Origin of the sequence: Parabacteroides sp. PFB2-10, assembly GCF_029893085.1 — a bacterium.
Classification (GTDB): Bacteria; Bacteroidota; Bacteroidia; order Bacteroidales; family Tannerellaceae; genus QVMG01.
This window is the reverse complement of record NZ_JARXWI010000006.1, coordinates 1-24226: the sequence shown is the minus strand read 5'-3', so window position 1 is coordinate 24226 and position 24226 is coordinate 1. Positions and strand designations below refer to the sequence as shown.

The window sequence follows — 24226 nt, the reverse complement described above, 5'->3', positions numbered from 1 at the left end:
CCTTACAAATATACGAGTCAAATATATTTCACTTGATAAATACCCTCCCCTATTAAGAACGCATATAACATCCAGGGCTTAATAGTTATATTTTATAATTTCATATTGAGGATAGTTCGTTATACCATAAAACACTCTATTATCAGGATCTACAGTAAGAGTAAATAGATGAGTGTCCAACTCATACATACGAAGTGGATTTCCATTCCAATCAAAAACAATTATCTTAAAATCCCTTTCTTGATAGTATTCCCACAACTCTCCAAAATACAAGACAAAGACTTCATCTCCGGCATAAACAGGTGATGAATAACATTTACGAGTTTCACCTCTTATTGTTTCTGCGGCCGTAAAGCCATCGCCTGCCGACTGAAGACTCATGGCTAGTCCAATCTGATCCGGTCCATGCAACCTTCGCAGACAATTCCCTTTGTAATCATAAATCTCGATTAAGTCGCTGTACAGATAACTGATAAATATTCGGTCGGTTAAATTAGTGGTAAATCCATTTCGAAAGAATTGTATTTTTTCAATATCCGACAAGCTCCCTGAAGTAAATTCCGGAAATTTACCAATGGAATCAAGAAAGCTTCCATTAAAATCATATAAATCAAATCCACCTCTCGGTAATTTGTTGACAGAAGCTAAGATATTATTGTTCGGCAAAACCGCCACTTTATCCGATACATGATTTTTTAGTTGGATGTTTTTCTTTGGGATAGGAACCTGGTCGCTTAATAGATCCGAAACAAGGTATTCTTTCACTATCGATGTCCCTCGATCAAACATCCAAATATTATCTCCCATTGACTGAACTATTAGCGGAAAGATAAATTCATTGGGGCCTTGACCTATCTTCAGGCATTCATTTATCTTTTCATTATTCTTCAAATTGTAAATGTGATAGACATATTCAGTTGAGCGATTTTTCAAAAAAAGCAATGTATCTTTTACTTCTATTCCAACAGGATGCCAGATAGTGTCGTTAAACTGCATAAGTGTACCTTCCAGCTTGAACGTTTCTATATCTTTCCCTTTAAATATTTCTTTATCAACAAAATCACGATTATCGTTCATTTTGCATGAAGAAAAAGATATGGCTGCAACAACTACTGAGATAATGAAACTCCTAATACTTTTTTTGTTTATTGTTGTATGTGACATTTTTTTAGAATTTTAACTCCTTGTTTTCGTTTGATCTACTAGTTTATCTTAATCGGAGGAGATAATACAAGGCGAAAACCTTGCCCTTTTCCATAACGGTTGTGAGGAGCGCTCCAACTGCGATGAGTGACTCTACACTGTCTGGCTTCGTTGAACCAGCCGCCGCCGCGTTGCACACGCCATGTTCCTGTCAAAGCCCCCTGGGGGTTCTCTTGTGGTGAATCAGGATATACATCCGCCCAATCGCTACACCATTCCCATACATTGCCGCTCATGTCGTAAATACCTAATTCGTTGGGCTGTTTTGTTCCGACAGGGTTCAGGCTATAGCCACCTTCGTCGTACCAAGCCACATCAACTAAATTGTCACTTCCACTATATTTATATCCTTTACTTTTTGCCCCTCCACGAGCCGCATATTCCCATTCGGCTTCCGTTGGTAAACGATAACTTTTGCCTGTTGCTTCATTCAGAAGGCGAATAAATTTCTGGGCATCGTCCCAGCTAACATTTTCAACTGGTAAGTTATCGCCTTTTTTGCTTCCCAATGACTCGTCCCCCATAAACTGTTTCCATTGTTTCTGAGTTACTACATATTTGCTTATATAGAAACTGCTTACTGTTACACTGTGCTGAGGGCTTTCGTTTTCTCTGTAAGCGGCTCCTCCTTCGCCGGGTAGAGAACCCATTAAAAAAGTTCCCCCTTCCACAAATACCATTTCAGGTTCAGCAAGATGAGACTTTGTGTTGCTCTGTCCGTATACTTTCATTCCACAAACCGTCAAAAACATTCCTACTATTATAATATTCAATAGTCTATCTATATATATTTTTTGACCTGCCTTACCTTGAAAATAATTCCTATTTATCATAATGACTCCTTTCTAGCTCTTCCAACCCTCCCAGGTCGGACGAACCGGTCAGATAATTAGCAAACAACATAAAGAAACCATACCAGGCCCAGCGCTCAAACAACTTTAATGCATTGGCTACCCAAAACGTACGTGGAAACGTATTCAATCTACCCATCGTTTTTTCTTTTTTAGTATGAATGTTTATTTTTAGTTTCCAAATATACAAGTTCTGAACGGATCGGAATATGTTGTAAAACAGAGAAAAAGAGGGTCAGGAGCCACTAATATGCATCCTAAAGGAGGGAGTATTTTCTCACATCAGTTCCTCCCTCGATATTTTCATAAACGCCCAGAATGAATCGGTTGTCTTTATCTACTGTTATTCTTTTTAGTTCCACATCCGTTTCAATCGTCTTTTTATGATTCCCCTCCCAATCCAAGATCAGGATATATGAAGAAGAAATAGAACCCTTATAAAGAAGGTAGACATAATCATCCGTTCCGCATATGCTTGTGAAATAGTTAGTAGCATTGGGTAGATCCACATAGGTAGGATCTACTGCAGGCCAATGAATCTGCTCCCCGACAACAAGTTGTTTTTTTAGGGTAAGATCAAAATCGTACAGCTGAATAAGATTCAATTTCAACATACCTTGTACGATTCTTTTCTTTTCTTCATGCACAATCAGGTTTGAATTATAGAGGAAAGGCAACATATCTTCTTTGTAACTCCTGTCGTGTTTTGGAGCATATGCAACAGCAAATAATTCATCTTTTTCTATATCGTATCTATAGAACAGTCCATTCTCCCGCTGATCTATATCTATTCCAAAAATATATTCATGGGTTATATTTATATCCTTTGTGAAGGGTAGTTGTTGCGGAATCTTTTCGAATGTCACTTCGCCTTTCCCGCTATCATCTATCTGATAGTTTCCTATAGCCTGCTTTCTCAAATCATAGAGAGATATATGATTTGTCTTTTTATTCGATAAAACGGCTTTGTTAACAAACGGCATATTCAGATCTTCAGGGCCATTGCCTTTTAGTAAATAATCGGTCTGCCCGGGGCTTTCCTTGAGATTGTAAACCTGCAGAACCGTATCATTAAAGAAATCCAGAAAGACAACAAAGGAGTCGGTCACCTGCAATTCATAAAAGGCAAGTGTATTATCAAGCCCCGACAAAAAGAGTTCACCATGCCTTTTCTCGCCATCCGGGAATATCCGGTTATACGAGTCGGAAGGCCTCTGACAAGAATATAGCCCCCATAAAGTGAGTAGAAATAAGATTGTATTTCTCATTTTTTTATTCAAAAAGCTTTCTATCTATTTTAGGAATCATAATCGCTATACATTCCATCCGGCTAAGATAGTTGTATTTAGGGCACAAGCGAACTATTTATAGTAAACAAAACAACAGATGGATTTTTTTCATCACTGCCATTTTTGAAATACTCTTTTAAAATATTATCTGGCATATTTCGGGCAGCAAAAGCATTCTATATTTGCGCTATCAACTCTTCCAGACAAATATAACTGTTCCAATCCATTTTTCAGCAAAAAAGCAATTGCTATATATTTTCAACATGGTCAGCAAAAGATCTATATTGCCAATTCAAGGATTAATAAATGTTAAAACCGACCCTTCCCGCCAAAACCCCCAAATTACGATTTGTAATTTCCGCCCGACTTTGCGCGCAAAAAAGCGGGACTTCGGAGACAAACTCCCGGGAGAAACACTTTTTAACGTATGGATTTGTAAGTAAAACGGGCTTTTTGCTTACAGTCCGTATTTTAACATTTGGGGAAGAAAGACCGAGTTCCAGAGGGTTTATTCCAAATCATTTAGGGGAATTATGTGGTGGGGATTTCTATTTTAGTTACCTTCGGTTCCGAATTAATGGATAAAAGTATGATATTGATAGCGGATAGTGGGTCGACAAAGACCGAATGGTGCATAATGGAAGGCAATAAGGTGGAAAAACAGTTTCAAACAGCTGGGGTCAATCCGTATATGCAAACGGCGGATGACTTGTTTGAAGAGTGGAGTACTTCCCTGTTTCCACAGCTTGATCGATATCCCATTCACTCGGTCTATTATTATGGTGCCGGATGCGCCTTTCCGGAAAAGCGACAGATGATAGCTGCTATTCTGGGGCGCCATTTGCAGGCGGAGACAGAGGTGTTTAGCGACCTGATGGGGGCGGCTCGCGCTTTATGCGGACGGTTGCCCGGCATTGCCTGTATCTTGGGAACCGGTTCCAACTCCTGTTTGTACGACGGGGTGGAGATCGTAGGACATACACCCTCTTTGGGGTATATTCTTGGTGACGAAGGAAGCGGCGCTTTTCTGGGCAAACGCTTAGTGGGCGACTGCCTGAAGAAACAGCTTCCCCTGCCTATAATCGATAAATTTCTGGATACCTACCAGCTTACGGAAGAGAGCGTTCTGGAACGTGTCTACCGGCAACCCTTCCCCAGTCGCTACCTCGCCTCCCTCTCCCGCTTCCTGTTGGACAATATCGAAGAGCCTGCCATCCATGCGCTTGTGGAGGATAGCTTCCGGCTGTTTCTGGAACGAAACGTCAAACCCTATACACACGCCACCGACTTCCCAATCCATTTCCTGGGATCGGTAGCCTATTATTATCAGTCTATATTGCGTGAGGCGACACGAGCCGCAGGGCTTCATCCCGGTCAGATTGCTTTATCGCCATTACCGGGATTGGTGGAATATCACAGCCCTGCGGTATGATGCCGACTAAAAGATTCCTAACAATACATTTTGCAATATATACACCCCGGCGCCGGCCAGATAGCCTAAGGCTGCCATCCAGGTGATCCGTTTGAGATACCATCCGAACGGAATACCTTCCAGCCCCATCACCACAACACCAGCCGCGGAACCAATAATCAGCATGCTGCCACCGACTCCCGCGCAATAGGCGAGGAATTGCCAGAACACACCATCCTGCATAAAGTAAGCCATATAGGTCGGATCGACTGCTGCTGCTACCATTGCTTCGTTGGCCACGGGATACATACCGATCGCCCCGGCTACCAGCGGCACATTATCGACAATCGAGGAGAGTGTGCCAATAATCATATTTACGGCATAGACATTGCCAATATGCACATCCAGCCAGGTGGAGAAACTATCTAATATGCCCACACAACGCAGTGCGTCGACAGCCAACAAGATTCCCATAAAGAACAGAAGCGTAGCGCCGTCGACCCGGTGAACCACCTTGGAAAGGCGTAGCTTCAAGTCCTCTTCGATCGTATGCCGGCGATACATAAGCTCCGTAAAGATCCAAAGAATAGCGACTCCTAAGAGAATGCCCATAAAGGGTGGCAGGTGGGTGATGGTCTTAAAGATAGGTACGGATATCAGACAAAGTATCCCGATCACCAGAATGGAGAGTTTCTCTTTTGTGCGCAGCTCTTTGAGCAACGCTTTATTTTCTTCATCCGAAATGGCCAAAGGCGGAGTGACATCGCCATGCAACAAGGGAAGAGCCAGAATCACAGGTACCATCGCCGAGATAAAGCTGGGCAGGAAGAGATGCGGAATCGTGGCTGCCGTCGAGATATTTCCCCGCACCCAAAGCATAATGGTCGTTACGTCGCCGATAGGCGACCAGGCACCTCCGCTATTAGCAGCAATAATCACGATACTGGCATAGACCCAGCGCTCTTTGTAGTTGCCCACGATCTTGCGGATCAGCATGACCATTACAATCGCTGTCGTCAGGTTGTCGAGTACGGCCGACATAAAGAAGGTCATAAAGGCGATCATAATCAACAGCTTTCGCTTGTCTCGGGTGGTCACCCGGTTGGTGATAAACATAAACCCACCATGCGTGTCGATCAATTCGACGGTAATCATCGCGCCGATCAGGAAGATCAAGGTTTCAGCAATCTCACCAATGGAATGAAGCACCTGATGCTCCACCACAAATCGAATGCATTGTTCGGCAAAGGGTAATTCCAATAGATAGGGATTGGCCTGCAGGAATCGTTCCAACTCATCCATAGAGACAAGCGGAACGAATTGTTCCGCATGCATAGCGTAAATCACCCATAATAAGGCTCCGGTCAATAAGGCAATACCGGCTTTGTTAATCTTTGTTGTGTGTTCCATGGCTATAAACAGATAGCCAACCAGAAACAACACAATCATTACAGTCCACATAGTCACACGTTTTTTAGTTTAATATAATATGTACGCAAATTTCTAAAACGACCAAACGGGGGCAAAAGTACGACTATTATCCCAACATTGTTGGTTTATTTTCTACCTTTGCAGGTTTAAATCAAGGAATAATCCAATTAGCATGGCCAGCTACCTCCAAATCGACAAACTTACCAAATCTTTTGGCGATAACCTATTATTCGGTGACATCACCTTCGGCATTGCCCAGGGGCAAAAGATCGGCCTGATCGCCCCGAATGGGTTCGGGAAAACTACATTGATGAATATCATAGCCGGAAAGGAGGGATATGATAGCGGCTCAGTGGTGTTTCGCAACGACCTGCGGGTGGGCTATCTCGAACAGCAACCGGTCTATCCTGCCGGGTTGACGGTGTTGCAGGCCTGTTTCTATTCGTCCAATACCACGGTTCGCCTGATTGCGGAATACGAAGAGGCGGTGGCGAAGAACGATACCGCGCGGCTGGAAGATATTCTTATTCGCATGGACAATGAGAAGGCGTGGGATTACGAACAGAAAGCCAAACAGATATTAAGCCAATTGAAGATTTTAAACTTCGATCAGAAGGTGGAAACTCTGTCGGGCGGGCAGATCAAGCGGATCGCATTGGCGAATGTGTTGATCGATGAACCGGAACTTCTCCTATTGGACGAGCCGACCAACCACCTGGATCTCGAAATGACCGAATGGCTGGAGGATTACCTCGGTCGCTCGCGTATCAGCCTGTTGATGGTGACGCACGATCGCTATTTCTTAGACCGGGTATGCAATGAGATTATGGAGATCGACCGCCGACAGGTGTACCAATACAAAGGCAACTACAGCTATTTCTTAGAAAAGAGAGAAGAGCGTGTGGAGGCAATCAATGCCGATATCGAACGGGCCAACAACCTGTTGCGCACCGAACTGGATTGGATGCGACGTCAGCCCCAGGCGCGTGCCACCAAGGCGAAATACCGGATCGACGCCTTCTACGAATTGGAGAAACGAGCCAAACAGCAACGGGAGAACCGGCAGGTGAACCTCGATGTGAAAGCGGCCTATATCGGATCGAAGATTTTTGAAGCCGCTCATGTCTCGAAGCGTTTCGGAGATATTCGTATTGTGGAAGATTTCAATTACACCTTTGCCCGCTACGAGAAGATGGGCATTGTGGGCAATAACGGTACAGGCAAATCTACCTTTATCAAGATGCTGATCGGCGAGATGGCGCCCGACAGCGGCCATTTTGATATCGGGGAAACGGTGCGTTTCGGCTATTACAGCCAGGAGGGCTTGCATTTCGACGAGTCGATGAAGGTGATCGATGTGGTACAGGATATTGCTGAATTTGTCGATCTGGGCAACGGACAGAAATTGAGTGTTTCCCAGTTTCTGAATTACTTTCTCTTCACACCCGATCGTCAGCACAACTATGTACACAAACTCAGTGGAGGCGAGAAGCGGAGACTCTATCTTTGTACGGTATTGATGCGTAACCCGAACTTCTTAGTGCTCGATGAGCCGACGAACGACCTGGACATCGTTACCCTGAACGTATTGGAAGAGTACCTGCGTAACTTCAAGGGATGCGCGATTGTGGTTTCCCACGACCGTTACTTTATGGATAAGGTGGTCGACCACCTGTTGGTGTTCCGTGGAAATGCAGATATCAAAGACTTCCCGGGAAACTATTCGCAATACCGCGATTGGAAAGAAGAGCAGGACAGGCTGGAACGCGAAGCCGAAGCCGCCCGTCAGACACAAGCCAAACCCGCGCAGGAAAAGAACAACCGTCCGGAAAAGGAGGTGGTCAAAAAGAAACTCACCTACAAAGAACAAAAGGAATTCGAAGCGCTGGAAGTCGACATTCCCGCATTAGAGGCAGAGAAGGAAGCCCTGGAGACCGCCATGAGCAGCGGAACGCTATCGAACGAAGCCTTACTCGAAAAGTCGGCGCGCATCACGGAAGTGATCGACGCCATCGACGAAAAGACCATGCGTTGGCTGGAATTAAGCGAATACCTCTGATTAGTCTGAACCTCCCGCTTTTCTCTATTGATAAGCGAACAAAACAAACGCTTCACTTGTTTTCATAGCGAATCGTTTTAAGTAAGAAAGAATAAATACTGATATTGTGGATATAAAACAGCTTTTCGCAGAGATCAACCTGCTTCTGCTACAGTCGGATAAGAAAGAAAATATGGATAAGGCTATGCAAATCATGCTCGATTACTTTGATATCGACTGGATTTACGTGGCTTTTTTTGATGAAGAGAATGCGTTAGTGCATTGTATTTATGAGATGATGCGCGAAAAAGAGGGCAAAGAGCAGACAGACAGGCCCTCTCTTTCTTTTGAAAACATGAGTTGGACCTTGAGAAGCATCTGTAACGGCGACGAATTGATTGTGAAAAACCTGGAAGAGAATCCGACAGACGATGAGGCCGATCTGCATCTGATGCGTAGTGTGGGCATGAAATCGTTTATCGCCACTCCTTTGTTCTTTAATGATGAGGTGAAAGGTTTTATCGGTCTCAGTTCATTACACAACCGACTCGGCCGCTCGCAGGAGGAGTTTAAGGATCTTCCCCGAATTGCCCATATATTTTCTATTGTATTGGAGCGCTATCAGCAACGTATCGATCAGGAACGGAAAGAGAAAGAACTGGCCGAAGCCAAAGAATCCAATCGCTTGAAATCAGCCTTTATCAGCAATATCAGCCATGAAATCCGTACGCCCCTGAATGCGATTGTCGGCTTTTCTTCTATCATCGCCGAAACGGAGAACATGGAAGAACGTCTTTATTTCCAAAGCATCGTGGATAAAAACAATGATATGCTTCTGCAGATTATTGCGGATATGATGGACTTCTCGAAGATTGAGTCCGGCGAATTGAATTATGAATACACCGAGGTCAACCTGAAACAGATCTGCCTGGAGATCTTTCAGCAGTTTCTCAATCAGACTGAACCGGGCGTATCGTTCCTGTTCCATGCCGAGCAGCATCCGGATCTTCTCCTTTTGACAGACGAAAACCGGGTGAAACAGGTCATTTCCCACTTTGTTAAGAATGCATGCAAGTTTACTTCGACAGGCAGTATCGTGCTCTCTTACCGGGTGATCGATAACAAGGTGCGGGTTTCCGTTTCCGATACCGGCATAGGTATAGCCCCGGAACATCATAAAGATATTTTCAAACACTTCAAGAAATTAGATAGTTTCAGCCAGGGAGTCGGCTTGGGTCTCCCGATTTCGAAAACCATTGTCGAGTCGCTCGACGGAGAGATCGGCTTGAACTCCCTCTCAGGGAAAGGATCAACCTTTTGGTTTAGCCTGCCCCTCAAAGAAAAAGTAATCACTCCCCTTTACATCCCGCAGGAAGAAAAGAGAGTGATCTCCAAATGTTCTTGATATAATCAAACCGATGTTCAGGCTTCCGGACGGACGAATGGCAGGGTAAACTCAAACACAGAGCCTTCGCCTTCTACGGAAGAGGCTTTGATATCGCCACCCATTTTCTCTACCAGTCCTCTGCAAATGGCCAGTCCGAGTCCGATTCCCTGCTTGGCTCCTTTCAGTTGAACAAAGCGGGAGAAGATCTGCTCGATCCGGTCTTCCGGTATTCCCTTGCCGGTGTCCGACACATAGAAGCGAACCCGCTCCGCTTGCACCTCGTATCCGAAACGGATGCTGCCTTTATCGGTATGCTTGATGGCATTAGTAATCAGGTTCATCAACACCTGCGCCAGGCGATTCTTGTCTGTATGAAGCGTGAGCTCTTCACAGGGATCCAGTATAAGCATAATATTAGGCGAAGTCACCCGCAGCTTCATGGTCGCATAGATCTCGCGCACAAAATCCGCCAGGTGGATATCCATATAGGAGAAGGTAATCATATCTGCTTCGATCTTGGAAATATCCAGGATGTCATTGATCAGGTTGGCCAGCAGGTCGTTGTTTGTCTTTATCAGATTCATATACTCTTCCCGTACACCCTCATCCGTCTCCGTGCTCAACAGATCCGAAAATCCTACGATCGCCTGAAGCGGAGAGCGGATCTCATGTGTCATATTCGCCAGGAAGGTCGACTTCAACTGGTCGGCTGTCTCAGCCTCCTCTTTTGCCCGGAGCAGCGAAGCCTCCTGCTCGACCCGTTCCTGCTCGTCGATCACCAAACCGATAATGACGCTCGGATTGCCTTGGTCGTCACATTCCTGCACCTTGCCGCTTACTTCATAATTGCGATACTCGCCGGCATCATTCTTTAAACGCAAATTCACCTTGTCTTCTTCCAACCGGTTGTTCCTGATATGTTCGAAAAGAGTGAAAAACTCCGCCAGATCTTCGGGATGCCTCAGGGAGGTTAATGTGCGGCATACATATTTATTACGCAATAATAAATCGTTGGCTGATCCGTGGAACTGGAAACAATGTTTGCAGTTCACCTTATCACAACCGTTATATATGTCGTAATTAAAACAATAGGTAGCCACCTTGCTGTTTTGCAACGCCAGTTCCATCATATGGCGGCTTTCCGACAACCGATCGGTGAGGTGTTGATTTTCGATTTCCCTCTCTACCTGATCCGTGATGTTGCGGGTGTAGACCAATAGATATTTGCTTTCAATGGGTACAATCCTTACTTGATAATACTTGATCGTACCGTCAGTGAGGGGCATATCTATGTTTAATTTGAGTGTCCGTTTCCTGTTGAAACAGTTTTCCGCCGTGTTGCGGATTCGCTCTTTTTGCCTTTCAGTCAGGCAGTAGACCGGAAATTCATCGACACGACAATTGATCACATCCGGGGTAATATGCGAGTCGGATGCGACAGCAATGACTCGCTCCACGTATAGTTTCCGATTCACCAACAAAATGGTGTCGGGCACGGCCAGAGCCACCTTTTCGGAAATATTGAAAAACTCCTGTAGCTGGCGCTCATGCCGGCTTCCTATTTCCGCTTTGGGCGAATCGGCCAGGATCAGCGTATATCCAAGAATTTTATCTTCCTTGTTTTGGTAAGGAATGATTGACATCGTGACAACAGCCATATCATTGATGGTGCTTCCTCGCCGCAAATGTTCCTTTTGCAGATCTGTTAGAAATGTAGTTTGAAACAGATGAGGGATCATAAACTCTGATTTGTCTTTAATCCCAAATTTCGCTGAAACAGCTCGGTTTATAGCAATTACTTCTCCTTCTCCATTGTATAAAACGACTCCTACCGGATAATAAACAAACGATTCATTCAAAAGTATATCCTTTACTTTTTCCACTTCCATAGCACACGATTATTAACAATTTTAACAAAGGAAAGCAATATTTAAAGACATTCGTATTGTCTTGTAAAATTTTTTTACAAATTGACACAACGCGTATTCAATTCAAGTAAAAAAGAAACTTGTCAAATTGCTTTATGTCGGTTCACTGGATGAACTTTCTTCTAAGTAATATTACTCATATCGATTTGAGTAATATTACTCATTGACACGCTTTTGGGAGCGGGTTATTTTTGTAGAGTCAACTACTTCTATGGCTTTCGGATAGAGAAAGTGATAATAGCCCACATTAAATAATTACTAAATACTACTAAAATGAAAACAACAAAGAACATTTTAAAAAGAAAAAGAGCCATTCGCCCCGTGAAATATGCGGTGATTTGCATTGTTTCGCTTTGTATGGCATCCTCGGTTTTGACAGGCTGCTACAGGGATGACATCAACGATTTGCAGAAGCAGATCGACGAGACCAAGAACGAACTCGCCCAGTTGCGCAGCGCGATCAACGACGGGGAGGTGATCACCAAAGTGGAAGCCATTGTCGGCGGAATCCGGGTGACCACCAACAAGACGACCTACGAGATCAAAAACGGAACGGATGGTGCGAAAGGTGACAAAGGCGATACCGGTGCAAAAGGCGATGCCGCCGTAGTGGAGATCGGCGAAAACGGCAACTGGTGGATCAATGGTGAAGATACCGGCAAACCGTCGCAGGGTGATAAGGGAGAAGCGGGCGATACCGGCTCAAACGCCTCCTATTACCTGCCGAATGTAGAAACCGGTACCTGGTTTGAATACAGCGACGAAACCCCGGAGGGCGTAGACACCAAAGAGTCCTACTGGCCGGCGGACGCCATCACGGCTGTCATCATCGACGGCGTATTATATATCTCGAATGTAAAAGATGAGGATGGTAAAGCGATAGATCCCATCGCCTTGAATATGAGCGGTGACAAACTGTTAGGTTTGATCTTAATGCCGGATTGGCTCATAGACAATGTGCCGGGCACCAAATTCAACGCGCTCCACTACTATTGCCTCGACTCTATTACTGAAAAACCAAAAACTGATGTTATAACTAAGCTTCCTCTCTGGTATTTCGCATGCGAAGCCGTTTGGATGAGGTATTGTCTGAATCCTCCGACTATAGGGGGAAGTATAGACCTGGATAACCTTATTTTTCGCCTTAAAGATACGAAAACGGTTTCTACCCGCGCCGGTATTAAATCAGGTGGTACTCCGGAGGTTCTTGGTGCGGAACTTGTTACCAATGGTTGGGGTGGAAAAGACCTGCGCGTGAAGGTGCGTCTGAAGCTCAATCCTCCCGAAAACCATGAAACGAGTTTCGATATGATAAGCCTTTGGGCACGCTTAAAAGGGCAAGGGAATACAGATTATATCGCTTCCGATTACTCGCTTGCTTACGTCGATTCAACCTCTTATTACAATATAGCGTATAATAATCAGCGTTACAATGAAGCAGGAGGGTACTATTCGGGAGAAGTAAGAAAAACAAATAGCGCGAAGTACAGCCAAGCGGATAATATGAACTATTACTATGCCATGGAATTATCTAACGTGGTAGGGAATCCAAACTTCACCGATACCATTTTAGCCTATGACAATACCACCACCGGAATCGACCTATTGCACATGGTTAAGACCACCAAGCACAAAGAAGGTGACCGCCAACCGATAGCGGTAGGTGGAGATATACCCATAGCGAATTACAATATGGGATATGAGTTCGACCTTGTGAAACCAAGGGTTGAATATGATCCGAAAGAAAGTTATGATGAGAAGGGCAATTTCCTTTACGATATGGATGATAATAATCCCTATTTCAAGCTTGTCGACGGCCGTTACTTAGTCGCAAGGGAGAATATCGATGACCCGCTTGTCACGACAACGCCGAATGGCCCGGAGGAAGATAGGACCAGAACGTATGCTTACGTCCGGATACGGTTGAAGGACAGAACTCCGGGTGCTGATATTCGTCGGATTGCCCGGATAGCCTATATAAAAGTGATGCTTGTAAGCCAGGTACCGTTAGAACGACGACCCTGATTCGGGCTTCATGCCATACACTTTCTGATGGATGGCATCACGCACCCGTTCGAAATCCTTTTTCAGATCGATATCGCCATACGCCATCAGGCGCAGGTCGACCCAATCCTCGCCGGGACGGTAGGGCGGCTGCTGGTAGGGGGTGGGGTCGAACGAAAAGCCCAGGCGTTCGTAAAAACCGATACGGCGACGGCTTAGCTCATCGGTGGGCAGTTCCACCTCCAACACCACCGGTGTTTCCATGTTACTTAATAAATGCCTCATGACCTCTCCGCCAATTCCCCCATTGCGCGCGGAGGGGTCGATGGCGAAATGCTCCACATAATAGAAGTCCTCCAGCAACCAAAAACTGATAAACCCGAGATACTCCTCTTCTCTGTAGAAAGCGATGATGTCAAAATCCGGCTCTTCCCGGAGTAGTTTCCGGACTAACGAAAAGTCTCTTCGCTCGGCAGGAGGGAATGATTCGTTATATGTTTTCTCTATCGCTTCAAGATCAAGGGATGCATTTCCCTTAAAATGTTGATATTTTATCGCTTCCATTTACGTTTAACTTATGATTTAAAAGAAAAAAATGAACTTATTCTATTGAGATTATTAATATTTCCTTATTTTTGTGACAAAGTGAAAGAATAATCTAACGGCAATTTAAAAAGTTCAATCAGTATGGCACAACATCAATTAGATGATTTGGATGAAAAGATCCTTCAGCTTATCATTGGCAATGCGCGTTTGCCTTTTCTGGAAGTAGCCCGCGAATGCAACGTTTCGGGAGCAGCTATCCATCAACGTATTCAAAAGTTAACCAGCATGGGGGTGATTAAAGGAGCAGAATTCATTGTCGACAACACCAAGGTCGGCTATGAAACCTGTGCGTATATGGGGCTTTTCCTCCAATCTCCGGGACAGTTTCCGGCAGTAACCGAAGCGTTATTGCAGATCCCTGAAGTGGTGGAATGTCATTACACAACCGGGCAATATGACCTTTTCATTAAGATCTATGCCAAAAACAATCAACATCTCCTCCACATTATCCATCAAAAACTGCAACCGCTGGGCTTGGCTCGTACCGAATCGCTTATCTCTTTCAAGGAAGCATTCAAGCGCCCGATCCCCATCGACTTTGGCAAAGAATTTGAATAACGGATTCGCTTCTATCCCTATAAAAAGCCCCGCATTCCTTTAGAATGCGGGGCTTTTCTGTTTTTATCATCGTTCGCTTTTCTTAGAACTCCGCATTCTTGGGTGTCCGTGGGAACGGTATGACGTCGCGAATGTTGGCCATGCCGGTCACGAAGAGCAACAGACGCTCGAATCCCAGACCAAATCCGGCGTGAGGCGCTGTGCCGAAACGGCGTGTGTCCAGATACCACCAGATATCTTTGTGAGGCACACCCATCTCTTCGGCGCGGGCAACCAGCTTGTCATAGTCTTCTTCACGCTGCGACCCGCCAATGATCTCTCCGATCTTCGGGAACAATACGTCCATAGCACGCACGGTCTTTCCATCCTCATTCTGCTTCATATAGAACGATTTGATCTCTTTCGGGTAGTCGGTCAATATCACCGGACACTTAAAATGTGCCTCTACCAGGTAGCGCTCGTGCTCGGATGCCAGGTCGGCTCCCCAGAAGATCGGGAACTCGAACTTATGTCCGTTTGCTACGGCCTCTTCCAGAATCTTCACCCCTTCGGTATAGGTCAGACGGATAAACTTACTGTCTAACACAAACTTCAAACGCTCTACCAGGTCGTCGACCTCTTCGTTCTTATACAAATGTTTTCTGGCACCGTTCAGGAACTGAATATCATCCATACAGTTATCGAGCGCCCATTGCAGACAATACTTGATAAAGTCTTCCGCCAGGTCCATGTTCTCCTTGATCTCATTGAAAGCCACTTCCGGTTCGATCATCCAGAACTCGGCCAGGTGGCGCGGGGTGTTCGAGTTTTCCGCGCGGAAAGTCGGGCCAAAGGTATAGATAGCCCCTAAAGCCATCGCTGCCAATTCGCCTTCCAATTGGCCGGAAACCGTCAGACTGGTCTCTTTGCCAAAGAAATCGTTTTCGTAGGCAATAGCCCCCTCTTCGTTTCTGTCGGGATTGTTCAGGTTCATAGTCGTTACCTGAAACATCTGTCCGGCTCCTTCGCAGTCCGATCCCGTGATAATCGGGGTGTGGAAATAGAAGAATCCTCTCTCGTGGAAGAACTGGTGAATAGCGATTGCCATATGATGGCGCAAGCGGAAGACGGCGCTAAAGGTGTTGGTGCGCGGACGCAGGTGGGCTATCTCACGCAGAAACTCCATCGAGTGTCCCTTCTTTTGCAACGGATAAGTCGCCGGATCGGCTGTTCCGTATATCTCAATCTCCGTGGCCTGGATCTCGGCTGCCTGTCCCTGTCCCTGTGATTCAACCAATGTGCCGTTCACACAGATACAAGCACCGGTCGTAATCGGTTTCAGATACTCTTCTCCGAATAGCTCCACATCGACAACAATCTGCACATTATTAATTGTAGATCCGTCGTTCAGCGCAATAAAATTGACTTGTTTACTACCTCTGCGGGTACGTACCCATCCTTTCACACAAACGGTTGTGCCGAAAGCCTCGCTCTTCAGCACATCTACAATCCTTGTTCTGCTAATTGTTTCCATATTTATTTATTATTAAGAGCGGCCCCTCCAACCTCCCCCGAGGGGAGGCTAAAAGAGGCCAAACTATGCTTTACTATGTTTCTCTTAAAAGCCTCCCCTAAGGGGAGGTTGGAGGGGCTTTTCTTTTATTCAAAAGCTCCCATACGAAGCGCGTTGACTTCCCTTTCGTTCAGATAACGCCATTTGCCACGACCCAGATTCTTCTTGGTCAAGCCGGCAAAATACACGCGATCGAGCTTCACGACATGGTAGCCCAATGATTCGAATATACGGCGCACAATGCGGTTGCGTCCGGAGTGGATCTCGATACCTACCTGGCTCTTATCCATCTCATTGGCATAGCTGATCGCATCGGCGTGGATTTCTCCGTCTTCCAGTTCCAATCCGTTGGCTATCTTTTCCATATCTTCGATCGCTACGTTTTTGTCTAACCACACGTGATAGATCTTCTTCTTCTTGAACGAAGGATGTGTCAGTTTGGATGCCAGGTCACCATCGTTTGTCAACAGAAGCACGCCGGTCGTGTTGCGGTCGAGACGTCCTACCGGATAGATACGTTCCGTGCAGGCATTCTTCACCAGATCCATCACCGTCAGGCGAGCCTGTGGGTCATCCGATGTGGTTACGCAGTTCTTCGGCTTGTTCAGCACGATATAGAGCTTGCTTTCGATCTGTACCGCTTTTTCATTGAACAATACCTCGTCCTGACGCGTGATCTTGGTGCCCAGTTCGGTTACCACCTCTCCGTTTACCTTTACGGCACCTGCCTGGATAAATTCATCAGCTTCGCGACGTGAACAGACACCGGCATTCGATAAGAATTTGTTCAGACGGATCGGTTCGTTCGGGTCGGCCAATACCTCTTTGTACTTCAATTGCTTTTGTACGCTGTATTTGTCGTTCGGGCTATAGCCTCCGCCACCCGGACGTTGTTGCGGGCGACGATTGCCAAAGCCTCCGCCCTGTGGGCGATAGCCTCCCTGTTGCGGGCGGTTGCCATACGAAGGACGTCCCATGCCACCTCCCCGGTTGTCATACTGGTTGACACGGGCATCGCCTACGCGCGGTCTTCTTTTCTTCAGACCGTCGTCTTGCTGTGAGCCTTCCGGTGAGGCCGAATAAACACGTCCTCCGCGGTCGTCGTAACTCGGACGTTGCGGACGGTTGTAGCCTCCTCGGTCATTGCCGTATGAGGGACGGTTGTTGCCATACGAAGGACGGTTGTTACCATATCCTCCGTCACGGTTACCTCCGTAACCTCCATCGCGGTTTCCACCATAATTTCCTCCACCGCTACCGTATGACGGGCGGTTGTTTCCATAAGAAGGGCGATTGTAGCCCCCTCCCTGGTTGTCGTACGAACGCGGACGTTGCGGACGATCGCCATAGGATTGACGTTGGTCTCCATACGAAGAGCGGTTGTCTCCATAGGATCTGTACCCTCCACGGTCGTTGTTTTGACGGTTGTTGTAGGGTCTCCGTTCATAGTTGTTACCTTCGGGTTTGTTGTAACCTTGATTGTAAGGTCTTCTTTCACCATCCTGGTCTGTGTTTTCCCTGCGGATACTTGGTATCACTTTTCTGGGGCGCGGTTGAGATTCATCTCTTTCTTCTGTCGTCATTGTTGTACTGCTTTAATTAATCTTCAAAAAGCAACCTCACGGTTGCCCGTTTTTACTAACACTGAAATTTGATTTTTAAATATTTAAATACCTGTATAATTATGCGGCGTTATCGCCTTTAATTCCTCTTTTACGGATGCTTTGACATCCAATGTATCAATAAACTGCTTAATCGACTCCTCTGTTATACCCTCATTGGTTCTCGTCAGCGCTTTGAGCGCTTCATAAGGTTTCGGATATCCTTCCCTGCGTAAAATAGTTTGAATACCTTCTGCTACGACTGCCCACATCTTATCCAAATCTTCCCGAAGGGCTGTTTCATTTAATAACAATTTACCCAACCCTTTTGTTAAGCTGGCCAAGGCGATTTCCATGTGTGCCAGGGGCACGCCAATGTTACGCAATACGGTGGAGTCGGTCAGGTCGCGTTGCAGGCGCGATACCGGCAATTTGCCCGCGAGATGCTCCAACAATGCGTTGGCAATACCCAGGTTCCCCTCCGCGTTTTCAAAATCGATCGGGTTCACCTTGTGCGGCATGGCCGACGAGCCTACCTCTCCGGCTTTGATCTTCTGTTTGAAATACTCCATCGAGATATATTGCCAAAAATCGCGGTTCAGGTCGATCAGGATGGTGTTGATGCGCTTCATGCCGTCGAACGTCGCTGCCAGGTTGTCGTAGTTGGATATCTGCGTGGTCCATTCTTCGCGTTGCAGTCCCAATACGTCGTTCACAAAATGGTTGCCAAACGCGCGCCAGTCCTGTTCGGGATAGGCCACGTGATGCGCATTGAAGTTGCCGGTGGCTCCACCGAATTTAGCCGATACGGGGATCGCTTTCAGCATCGCCAACTGCTGCTCTAAGCGGTAGGCAAATACCATCACCTCTTTTCCCAAACGGGTGGGCGAAGCGGGTTGCCCATGCGTTTTGGCCAGCATCGGAATGGCACTCCATTCTTCCGCTTTTGCTTTCAACAGATCGATTGCTCCCTGCAACGAAGGATAAAACACCTCTTCGAGCGCCTCTTTCAACGAGAGGGGCACCGACGTGTTGTTGATATCCTGAGAAGTCAACCCGAAATGGATAAACTCATGATACTCCTCCGAAAGGAAGCCTTTCGCCTTTTCCTTAATGAAATATTCCACGGCCTTCACGTCGTGGTTCGTCGTATTTTCAATCTCTTTTACCCGCAGGGCATCCGCTTCCGAGAAATGCACGTAAACACCTCGCAAACCCTCTTGTATCGCAGGCTCACGAAGTACACTCAGTTGCGGCAGATACTCCGACAACGTAATCAGATATTCAACCTCCACACGTGTTCTGTACTTTATCAGCGCATATTCTGAAAAATAAGCAGCCAGGCTCTCTGTTTTGTTTCTGTATCGCCCATCAACGGGTGAGATCGCAGTCAATGTTGTTAACATCATGTTAGTCCATTCATATAAGGAGCACAAAGTTAATACATTCTTCGTAAACAAAAGCAAAACAGTCCCCTTTTTTACTTTTTTCGATAAATAACTATACACTGCCCTAAGCAACCTCCAACTACCCCTAATCCTCCGGCAAGCGAAGTGTAAAGCAAAATGATGATTTAATTTGAGGTGGTCTCTCTCGAAATGTTAAAATCGCGATTGTAAGCAAAACGCCTATTTTACTTACAAATCCATACGTTAAAAAGTGTTTCTCCCGGGAGTTTGTCTCCAAAGTCCCGCTTTTTTGCGCGCAAAGTCCCTCGGAAATTACAAATCGTAAATTGGGGGTTTCGTCGGAAATAAGCAAATTAACATTTGTTAAGAATCAGAAAAGGTGATTCATCTGAAAGAATATCTCTTTACAGGATTATTCGATCTTTAGCTGATATCCCTTTTTGAAATCATTCAGAATAGTGATTTGGGGAATCTCTTTTATCTCTTCCCGGAGCCTGCCTATGGCACGGTTTATACTTCCCCGACTGGCGCTTTTATCATGCCGGCTACAGATCTCCTGTATGGACTCAAAAGAGAGGTAACGACCGGGGGCTTGCAGGAAAGCCACAAAAAACGCTGCCGGAAGCGGCGACAAACGAACTTTTCTTTCGTCACCTATTCTAATCACCTTTTCCACGGGATCATACAAAATTTCCTCTCCAATCCTCAGTCTATCATTGTTTGTTATTTGATGATTAGGATTGTCTATGATCGGTTGGATAACAGCCTGTTTTCGGATAATGTCTAAAAAAATACTCAACAAAAGAAACCAACCAGTCAAAAGGAAGGTAATGCCCCAAAATGTAGAAGAGTAAAGAAGCATAGGAAAAACAGCCGTTTTCGCATATCCTTGTACAGTCATTTCCTGATTGACTCCTAAAAAGACAGGCTCTGTCCGGAGGGCTGTTTCATAAAAGTGATCATCATTTCGGCTTTTGTACTCCTTCTTTTGCCTGTTGTCCATATAGGTAACAGCCGTTTTCGCATAAATCTTTCGCTGTGTTAAGTTGTTTTGAAAAAGACTGTCTAATACAGATACATCGATAGGGTTTTTTATATATAGGTAAGATTGAGAGAATTGATACAATTTTTGTTTATCTGTCAATTGTCCTTGTTCTTCTGTTTTTTCAATAGGGATTACCGTGTCATTATAGCTGATTATCATCTGATCGTTTTGTGTGCTCGAAGACCCGGTGAACAAAGGAGTATTTTCTACCGCATCGCGTTTCTCGAAATCTTTCTGAACGACGGAAGAAAATTCGGATTCCAATTGTTCCTTCAGTTTCTTTTCTCCATTCTTTACCAGCCATATTACCCCCCAAACATATAACAGACAGAAGGAAACGGACAAAATAATAGTCATTTTTTTACTCTTTCCCATAACACCTACTTTTTATATCCTTGTTATTGCGAGACGAATTTAATACATTTTGGATACATTTTAGATACATTTTAGATACAAAAAATAAAAGTTCGAATTTGTCTAATTTACACCTTCGGTTTTTTGGTAAATTCAAAATAATCATTATTCTTTGTGGAAATAAATTGAATACATAATTATGAAAACAAAGGTAAAAATGATCTTTTTATGCATCTGTCTTATGGTTGGTTCCTATCTACTAATCAAAGGAGACAAGTCGCTTCCCAACGAGTTGGTTCTGGTGAATATAGAGGCTTTGGCCGAAGAAGAATCTATCCCAAAATATTTCTGTAGAGGAATAGGTACTATTGATTGCTATGGCAATAAAGTTGAGTTTATGATCGACAATTACAGCTTGAAGTAACCCATCCCTCCTGATGGAAAAATACCTTTTGATTCTACCCTTTTTTCTTCTCTTTCTTTCCTGCCACGAATCGGACAAACAGCGGATCACCCGCCTGGTGACCGAGTGGCAGGGGAAAGAGATCCTTTTCCCCGATGAAATGGTGTTTTCTCAATATGCGACCGACGCGGTGGAATGGCCAGTTTTGGAAGCTGACTATAAGGTGTTGGTGTTTGTGGATTCGTTGGGGTGTATCAGTTGCAAATTGCAATTGCCCAAATGGAAAGAGTGGATCGCGCAGGTAGATTCTATTACAAATGGCCATATGCCTTTCCTGTTTTTCTTTCAATCATCGGATCAGAAAGAGATTCGTCACCTTTTGAAACGAGATGATTTTGATTATCCGGTTTGCCTCGACAGGGAAGACCAATTAAACAAATTGAACAACTTCCCTTCCGATATCACCTTTCAGACCTTTCTATTAGATAAAGACAACCGGGTGGTTAGCATCGGTAACCCCATCCATAACCTGGCAGTAAAAGATCTTTATCTAAAGCAGATTACAGGAAGCGTCACTCCCTCTACATCGAACCAACCCATCCGAACCACCGCCGAAGCGGAGCAAACAGAGATCAACCTGGGATCTTTTGAAAAGAACGAAAGCAAGAACGCGGTCTTTACCCTCCGAAACACCGGAGAGAAGCCGTTGGTGATTATGGATACAGCCACCACCTGCGGCTGCGCCTCACCCAATTTCGACAAACATCCGGCGCAACCGGGAGAGACATTGCAGGTAAAGGTAATTTATACACCCAAGGAGAGTGGTTTCTTTAACGAGACCATCACCGTTAAGTGTAATACGGAGAAGTGGATAAAACTAACGATATTAGGGCAAGTACTTTGATGAAAAAAACCTTTGTGTGACTTAGAGCTACTTGGTGGTAAAAAAACTCATTATGGTATTATTACCACGAAGTCACACAAAGGCGCACAAAGTAAAGAATAAATAAAAGTAAAATCAGGGGACAGGTAAAAAAAGAGGGAGAACTGCCCTAAACCTTGAAGCATAGAAGCAGTCTCCCCGGCTTGTCCCTCCAAACCATAAAAAAGGAAAGGAGGAAGCTTATGAAGAACAAAGATAGTGAAAGCTGAACATAGAACCAAGCTTATTTGCTTTACGCTTGCGCTAAGCGACCGTTGGTTGAGTTATGTTGAGGCGCATCCTATCTTATCAAAATGTACTTAGAAATGGTGAAAGTACAAATAGCAGGCACTCATGTACAGACAAGGTTCACTTCCCGAAAAGTGGAAAAGGTATCGGTACACGGTGTAACCCATAATCCGCGGAAGGAAAGTAGGTAGATTATGGATGAAAATTAAATGAAATTAATTAACAATTTAATGATTCAAATCATGAAAAAAAGAATTTTAAGTATCGTTATGGTAGCAGTGATAGCTGTTACAGCAGGATGGAATGTGTATCGGAGTGAAAGCAAAGTTGCGCTGTCTGACCTAGGGCTGGCTAATGTGGAGGCGTTGGCGTCTTGTGAAAAGCTGTTAGGGACTTGTTGGATGAACTATTCAACTTGGGAATGTTGTGACGCTGGCAATTATGCATGTGCGCCTTGTGATTAACACATATTTTAAGTATGTTATGTAAAAACATATGAGGGTTGAAAAGAGATGTTATTTTCGACCCTTATTGTTTTGTTCATTCCATTTATAGAAAATTGTTTATAATTATAACACATGAAAAAAAAATACATATTATTGTTGGCTCCTCTGCTAATTTGTTCTTGCAGTACAGAGAATAATCGTGATTTCATTTTAGAAGAAAGCGGTGAGTCTCTTTTGTTTGAATTGGACAGGTCAACATATCCGACCATTCCCACTCTTTCGATAGTAAGCGATGGGGGAGAAGAATACCTAAGTATAGAGAATCGTGATTGTAATCAAATAATATTCTATAATCTTAAAAACGGAAACCGAGATTTTACAATTGACGCAGAGGTTTCTGGTTCTAATGGGGTCGGGCCTTTCTTGGGATATTACATACATAATTTAGATAGTATATTCCTGACATCTATTCATACCGCAGAAATACCTTTAATAGATAGAAACGCAAATGAAATAGATAAAATACAATATGAATATTCAACGAACGGCTTAAAATTATTTAAAAAACAATCATTGACATCAATGGTCTATCATCCTTTGGAATTAATAGATAATAAATTGTATGTTTGTGTAGGAGCCAACAGACATGCCGAAAGGAACCCTGTGTCGGTATCCATCGATCTGGAGACAAAAGAAGTGCGTGAGTTGAATTTTTATTATCCGGCTTTGCCTAATGTCGATAACAAAAACAAAAGGTCGAGTAGCGAAGATTATTTCAGCCGATGCTTTAATGGCGAAAACTTCATATATTCATTTCATTATGACGAAAACATTTATATTACATCCGTTGACCACAAAGAACAACGAAAGATTCCCGTGAAGAGTTATTATGTAGACAAAATATCAATACCTGACGACTACGACTATACAACAGATTTTCGCCAGGGAGCGAGAAATCTTTGTGAAGGATCTTATTATGGAAATTTAATCTATGACAAATACAGAAATGTTTATTACCGGATAGCTTACCCTAAAACATCCATCGAAAGCGGAGTAGATGCTGTATCATTAATTCAATTTGGGAAGAAAAACTTTTCGATAATAATCCTTGACAATGAGTTTGATATTATTGGGGAGACCCGCTTCCCCGATTATAGATATAATTCATATCTGTTATTTGTAAACAAAGACGGACTGTATATTTCAAGCTCACACTGTATGAACCCGAACTATAGTGACGATGTTTTAAGTTTCGTTCGGTTCGACTTAAAGAGAGAATAGATAATCTTGATCATACCATTATGAACTACTACCTTTCTATTTTTTTTCTTCTCGTTTTTACGGTCTGTTATCAGTTGCTTACTTGCACAAGGAAAAAGAGATGCTTAACTTTAACGAGGCTATCACTAAAAACAGAATGATATGAAAAAGAAAATAAGTGGATTCGTTATGGTAACAGTGATAGCTGTTGCAGCAGGATGGAATATATATCAGAGTGAGAATAAAGTCATACTATCGGAATTAGCGTTGGCGAATGTG

General features: G+C 44.4%; 20 protein-coding genes. 9 read left to right on the top strand and 11 right to left on the bottom strand.

Annotated elements, in window-relative coordinates:
- Positions 1-78 precede the first annotated feature (78 nt).
- From M2137_RS06765 to M2137_RS06750, 4 genes are all read right to left on the bottom strand, one after another.
- The gene (locus M2137_RS06765; protein ID WP_280765708.1) at positions 79-1164 is read right to left on the bottom strand and encodes a BF3164 family lipoprotein; all 1086 of its coding nucleotides are present in this window, start codon (positions 1162-1164) and stop codon (positions 79-81) included.
- Positions 1165-1202: 38 nt separating this feature from the next.
- Positions 1203-2036, bottom strand: coding sequence for a formylglycine-generating enzyme family protein (locus M2137_RS06760; RefSeq protein ID WP_280765707.1), 834 nt, complete (start codon positions 2034-2036; stop codon positions 1203-1205).
- Positions 2026-2193, bottom strand: coding sequence for a hypothetical protein (locus M2137_RS06755; RefSeq protein ID WP_280765706.1), 168 nt, complete (start codon positions 2191-2193; stop codon positions 2026-2028). The genes M2137_RS06760 and M2137_RS06755 overlap by 11 nt, the downstream gene beginning before the upstream one ends.
- A gap of 118 nt (positions 2194-2311) precedes the next feature.
- Complete coding sequence (locus M2137_RS06750; protein WP_280765705.1) at positions 2312-3322, bottom strand: BF3164 family lipoprotein; 1011 nt, start codon at positions 3320-3322, stop codon at positions 2312-2314.
- A 610-nt stretch (positions 3323-3932) separates the two neighbouring features.
- Here M2137_RS06750 and M2137_RS06745 point away from each other — a divergent pair.
- Complete coding sequence (locus M2137_RS06745) at positions 3933-4775, top strand: ATPase (RefSeq protein WP_280765704.1); 843 nt, start codon at positions 3933-3935, stop codon at positions 4773-4775.
- A gap of 6 nt (positions 4776-4781) precedes the next feature.
- Here the strand turns inward: M2137_RS06745 and nhaD are convergent, their stop codons facing one another.
- Entirely contained in the window at positions 4782-6215 is a 1434-nt protein-coding gene (gene nhaD, locus M2137_RS06740; protein WP_280765703.1) for a sodium:proton antiporter NhaD, read from the bottom strand.
- A 142-nt stretch (positions 6216-6357) separates the two neighbouring features.
- On the opposite strand from nhaD, the gene M2137_RS06735 reads away from it, so the two are divergent.
- Positions 6358-8244 (top strand): ABC-F family ATP-binding cassette domain-containing protein, encoded by a 1887-nt coding sequence (locus tag M2137_RS06735; protein ID WP_280765702.1) that lies wholly within the window; start codon positions 6358-6360, stop codon positions 8242-8244.
- A gap of 106 nt (positions 8245-8350) precedes the next feature.
- Entirely contained in the window at positions 8351-9628 is a 1278-nt protein-coding gene (locus tag M2137_RS06730) for a GAF domain-containing hybrid sensor histidine kinase/response regulator (RefSeq protein ID WP_280765701.1), read from the top strand.
- A gap of 17 nt (positions 9629-9645) precedes the next feature.
- On the opposite strand, the gene M2137_RS06725 is transcribed toward M2137_RS06730, so the two are convergent.
- Positions 9646-11499, bottom strand: a complete 1854-nt coding sequence (locus M2137_RS06725) for a PAS domain-containing sensor histidine kinase (protein WP_280765700.1) — start codon at positions 11497-11499, stop codon at positions 9646-9648.
- A gap of 312 nt (positions 11500-11811) precedes the next feature.
- On the opposite strand from M2137_RS06725, the gene M2137_RS06720 reads away from it, so the two are divergent.
- The gene (locus M2137_RS06720; RefSeq protein ID WP_280765699.1) at positions 11812-13563 is read left to right on the top strand and encodes a hypothetical protein; all 1752 of its coding nucleotides are present in this window, start codon (positions 11812-11814) and stop codon (positions 13561-13563) included.
- Here M2137_RS06720 and M2137_RS06715 read toward each other — a convergent pair.
- A complete protein-coding gene (locus tag M2137_RS06715; protein WP_280765698.1) occupies positions 13546-14106 on the bottom strand; it encodes a GNAT family N-acetyltransferase in 561 nt (186 codons plus the stop codon). The genes M2137_RS06720 and M2137_RS06715 overlap by 18 nt on opposite strands.
- Before the next feature lie 123 nt (positions 14107-14229).
- Between M2137_RS06715 and M2137_RS06710 the strand changes: the two genes are divergently transcribed.
- Entirely contained in the window at positions 14230-14706 is a 477-nt protein-coding gene (locus M2137_RS06710; protein WP_280765697.1) for an Lrp/AsnC ligand binding domain-containing protein, read from the top strand.
- An 82-nt stretch (positions 14707-14788) separates the two neighbouring features.
- On the opposite strand, the gene asnS is transcribed toward M2137_RS06710, so the two are convergent.
- The 4 genes from asnS to M2137_RS06690 form a co-directional block, all read right to left on the bottom strand.
- A complete protein-coding gene (gene asnS / locus M2137_RS06705) occupies positions 14789-16219 on the bottom strand; it encodes an asparagine--tRNA ligase (protein WP_280765696.1) in 1431 nt (476 codons plus the stop codon).
- 125 nt (positions 16220-16344) lie between these two features.
- Positions 16345-17841, bottom strand: coding sequence for a pseudouridine synthase (locus M2137_RS06700; protein ID WP_280765695.1), 1497 nt, complete (start codon positions 17839-17841; stop codon positions 16345-16347).
- Between the two features lie 83 nt (positions 17842-17924).
- The gene (gene purB, locus M2137_RS06695; protein ID WP_280765694.1) at positions 17925-19268 is read right to left on the bottom strand and encodes an adenylosuccinate lyase; all 1344 of its coding nucleotides are present in this window, start codon (positions 19266-19268) and stop codon (positions 17925-17927) included.
- Between the two features lie 412 nt (positions 19269-19680).
- The gene (locus tag M2137_RS06690) at positions 19681-20688 is read right to left on the bottom strand and encodes a hypothetical protein (protein ID WP_280765693.1); all 1008 of its coding nucleotides are present in this window, start codon (positions 20686-20688) and stop codon (positions 19681-19683) included.
- Positions 20689-20866: 178 nt separating this feature from the next.
- Here M2137_RS06690 and M2137_RS06685 point away from each other — a divergent pair, with 178 nt between their 5' ends.
- From M2137_RS06685 to M2137_RS06670, 4 genes are all read left to right on the top strand, one after another.
- Positions 20867-21091 carry an NVEALA domain-containing protein gene (locus M2137_RS06685; protein ID WP_280765692.1) on the top strand — a complete coding sequence of 75 codons (225 nt, stop codon included), beginning with the start codon at positions 20867-20869 and terminating at the stop codon, positions 21089-21091.
- A gap of 13 nt (positions 21092-21104) precedes the next feature.
- Positions 21105-21974: a DUF1573 domain-containing protein gene (locus tag M2137_RS06680; RefSeq protein ID WP_280765691.1), complete on the top strand. Its 870-nt coding sequence runs from the start codon at positions 21105-21107 to the stop codon at positions 21972-21974.
- 476 nt (positions 21975-22450) lie between these two features.
- On the top strand, positions 22451-22705 hold the full coding sequence (locus tag M2137_RS06675; protein WP_280765690.1) for an NVEALA domain-containing protein: 255 nt from the start codon (positions 22451-22453) through the stop codon (positions 22703-22705).
- A gap of 114 nt (positions 22706-22819) precedes the next feature.
- Positions 22820-23968 (top strand): DUF4221 family protein, encoded by a 1149-nt coding sequence (locus tag M2137_RS06670; protein ID WP_280765689.1) that lies wholly within the window; start codon positions 22820-22822, stop codon positions 23966-23968.
- Positions 23969-24226: the final 258 nt, after the last annotated feature.

Bases quoted from the DNA above. Each gene is read 5' to 3' on its own strand.
- M2137_RS06765 (WP_280765708.1), bottom strand. From the start codon at position 1,164: ATGTCACATACAACAATAAACAAAAAAAGTATTAGGAGTTTCATTATC.
- M2137_RS06760 (WP_280765707.1), bottom strand. From the start codon at position 2,036: ATGATAAATAGGAATTATTTTCAAGGTAAGGCAGGTCAAAAAATATAT.
- M2137_RS06755 (WP_280765706.1), bottom strand. From the start codon at position 2,193: ATGGGTAGATTGAATACGTTTCCACGTACGTTTTGGGTAGCCAATGCA.
- M2137_RS06750 (WP_280765705.1), bottom strand. From the start codon at position 3,322: ATGAGAAATACAATCTTATTTCTACTCACTTTATGGGGGCTATATTCT.
- M2137_RS06745 (WP_280765704.1), top strand. From the start codon at position 3,933: ATGATATTGATAGCGGATAGTGGGTCGACAAAGACCGAATGGTGCATA.
- nhaD (WP_280765703.1), bottom strand. From the start codon at position 6,215: ATGTGGACTGTAATGATTGTGTTGTTTCTGGTTGGCTATCTGTTTATA.
- M2137_RS06735 (WP_280765702.1), top strand. From the start codon at position 6,358: ATGGCCAGCTACCTCCAAATCGACAAACTTACCAAATCTTTTGGCGAT.
- M2137_RS06725 (WP_280765700.1), bottom strand. From the start codon at position 11,499: ATGGAAGTGGAAAAAGTAAAGGATATACTTTTGAATGAATCGTTTGTT.
- M2137_RS06720 (WP_280765699.1), top strand. From the start codon at position 11,812: ATGAAAACAACAAAGAACATTTTAAAAAGAAAAAGAGCCATTCGCCCC.
- M2137_RS06715 (WP_280765698.1), bottom strand. From the start codon at position 14,106: ATGGAAGCGATAAAATATCAACATTTTAAGGGAAATGCATCCCTTGAT.
- M2137_RS06710 (WP_280765697.1), top strand. From the start codon at position 14,230: ATGGCACAACATCAATTAGATGATTTGGATGAAAAGATCCTTCAGCTT.
- asnS (WP_280765696.1), bottom strand. From the start codon at position 16,219: ATGGAAACAATTAGCAGAACAAGGATTGTAGATGTGCTGAAGAGCGAG.
- M2137_RS06700 (WP_280765695.1), bottom strand. From the start codon at position 17,841: ATGACGACAGAAGAAAGAGATGAATCTCAACCGCGCCCCAGAAAAGTG.
- purB (WP_280765694.1), bottom strand. From the start codon at position 19,268: ATGATGTTAACAACATTGACTGCGATCTCACCCGTTGATGGGCGATAC.
- M2137_RS06690 (WP_280765693.1), bottom strand. From the start codon at position 20,688: ATGGGAAAGAGTAAAAAAATGACTATTATTTTGTCCGTTTCCTTCTGT.
- M2137_RS06685 (WP_280765692.1), top strand. From the start codon at position 20,867: ATGAAAACAAAGGTAAAAATGATCTTTTTATGCATCTGTCTTATGGTT.
- M2137_RS06680 (WP_280765691.1), top strand. From the start codon at position 21,105: ATGGAAAAATACCTTTTGATTCTACCCTTTTTTCTTCTCTTTCTTTCC.
- M2137_RS06675 (WP_280765690.1), top strand. From the start codon at position 22,451: ATGAAATTAATTAACAATTTAATGATTCAAATCATGAAAAAAAGAATT.
- M2137_RS06670 (WP_280765689.1), top strand. From the start codon at position 22,820: ATGAAAAAAAAATACATATTATTGTTGGCTCCTCTGCTAATTTGTTCT.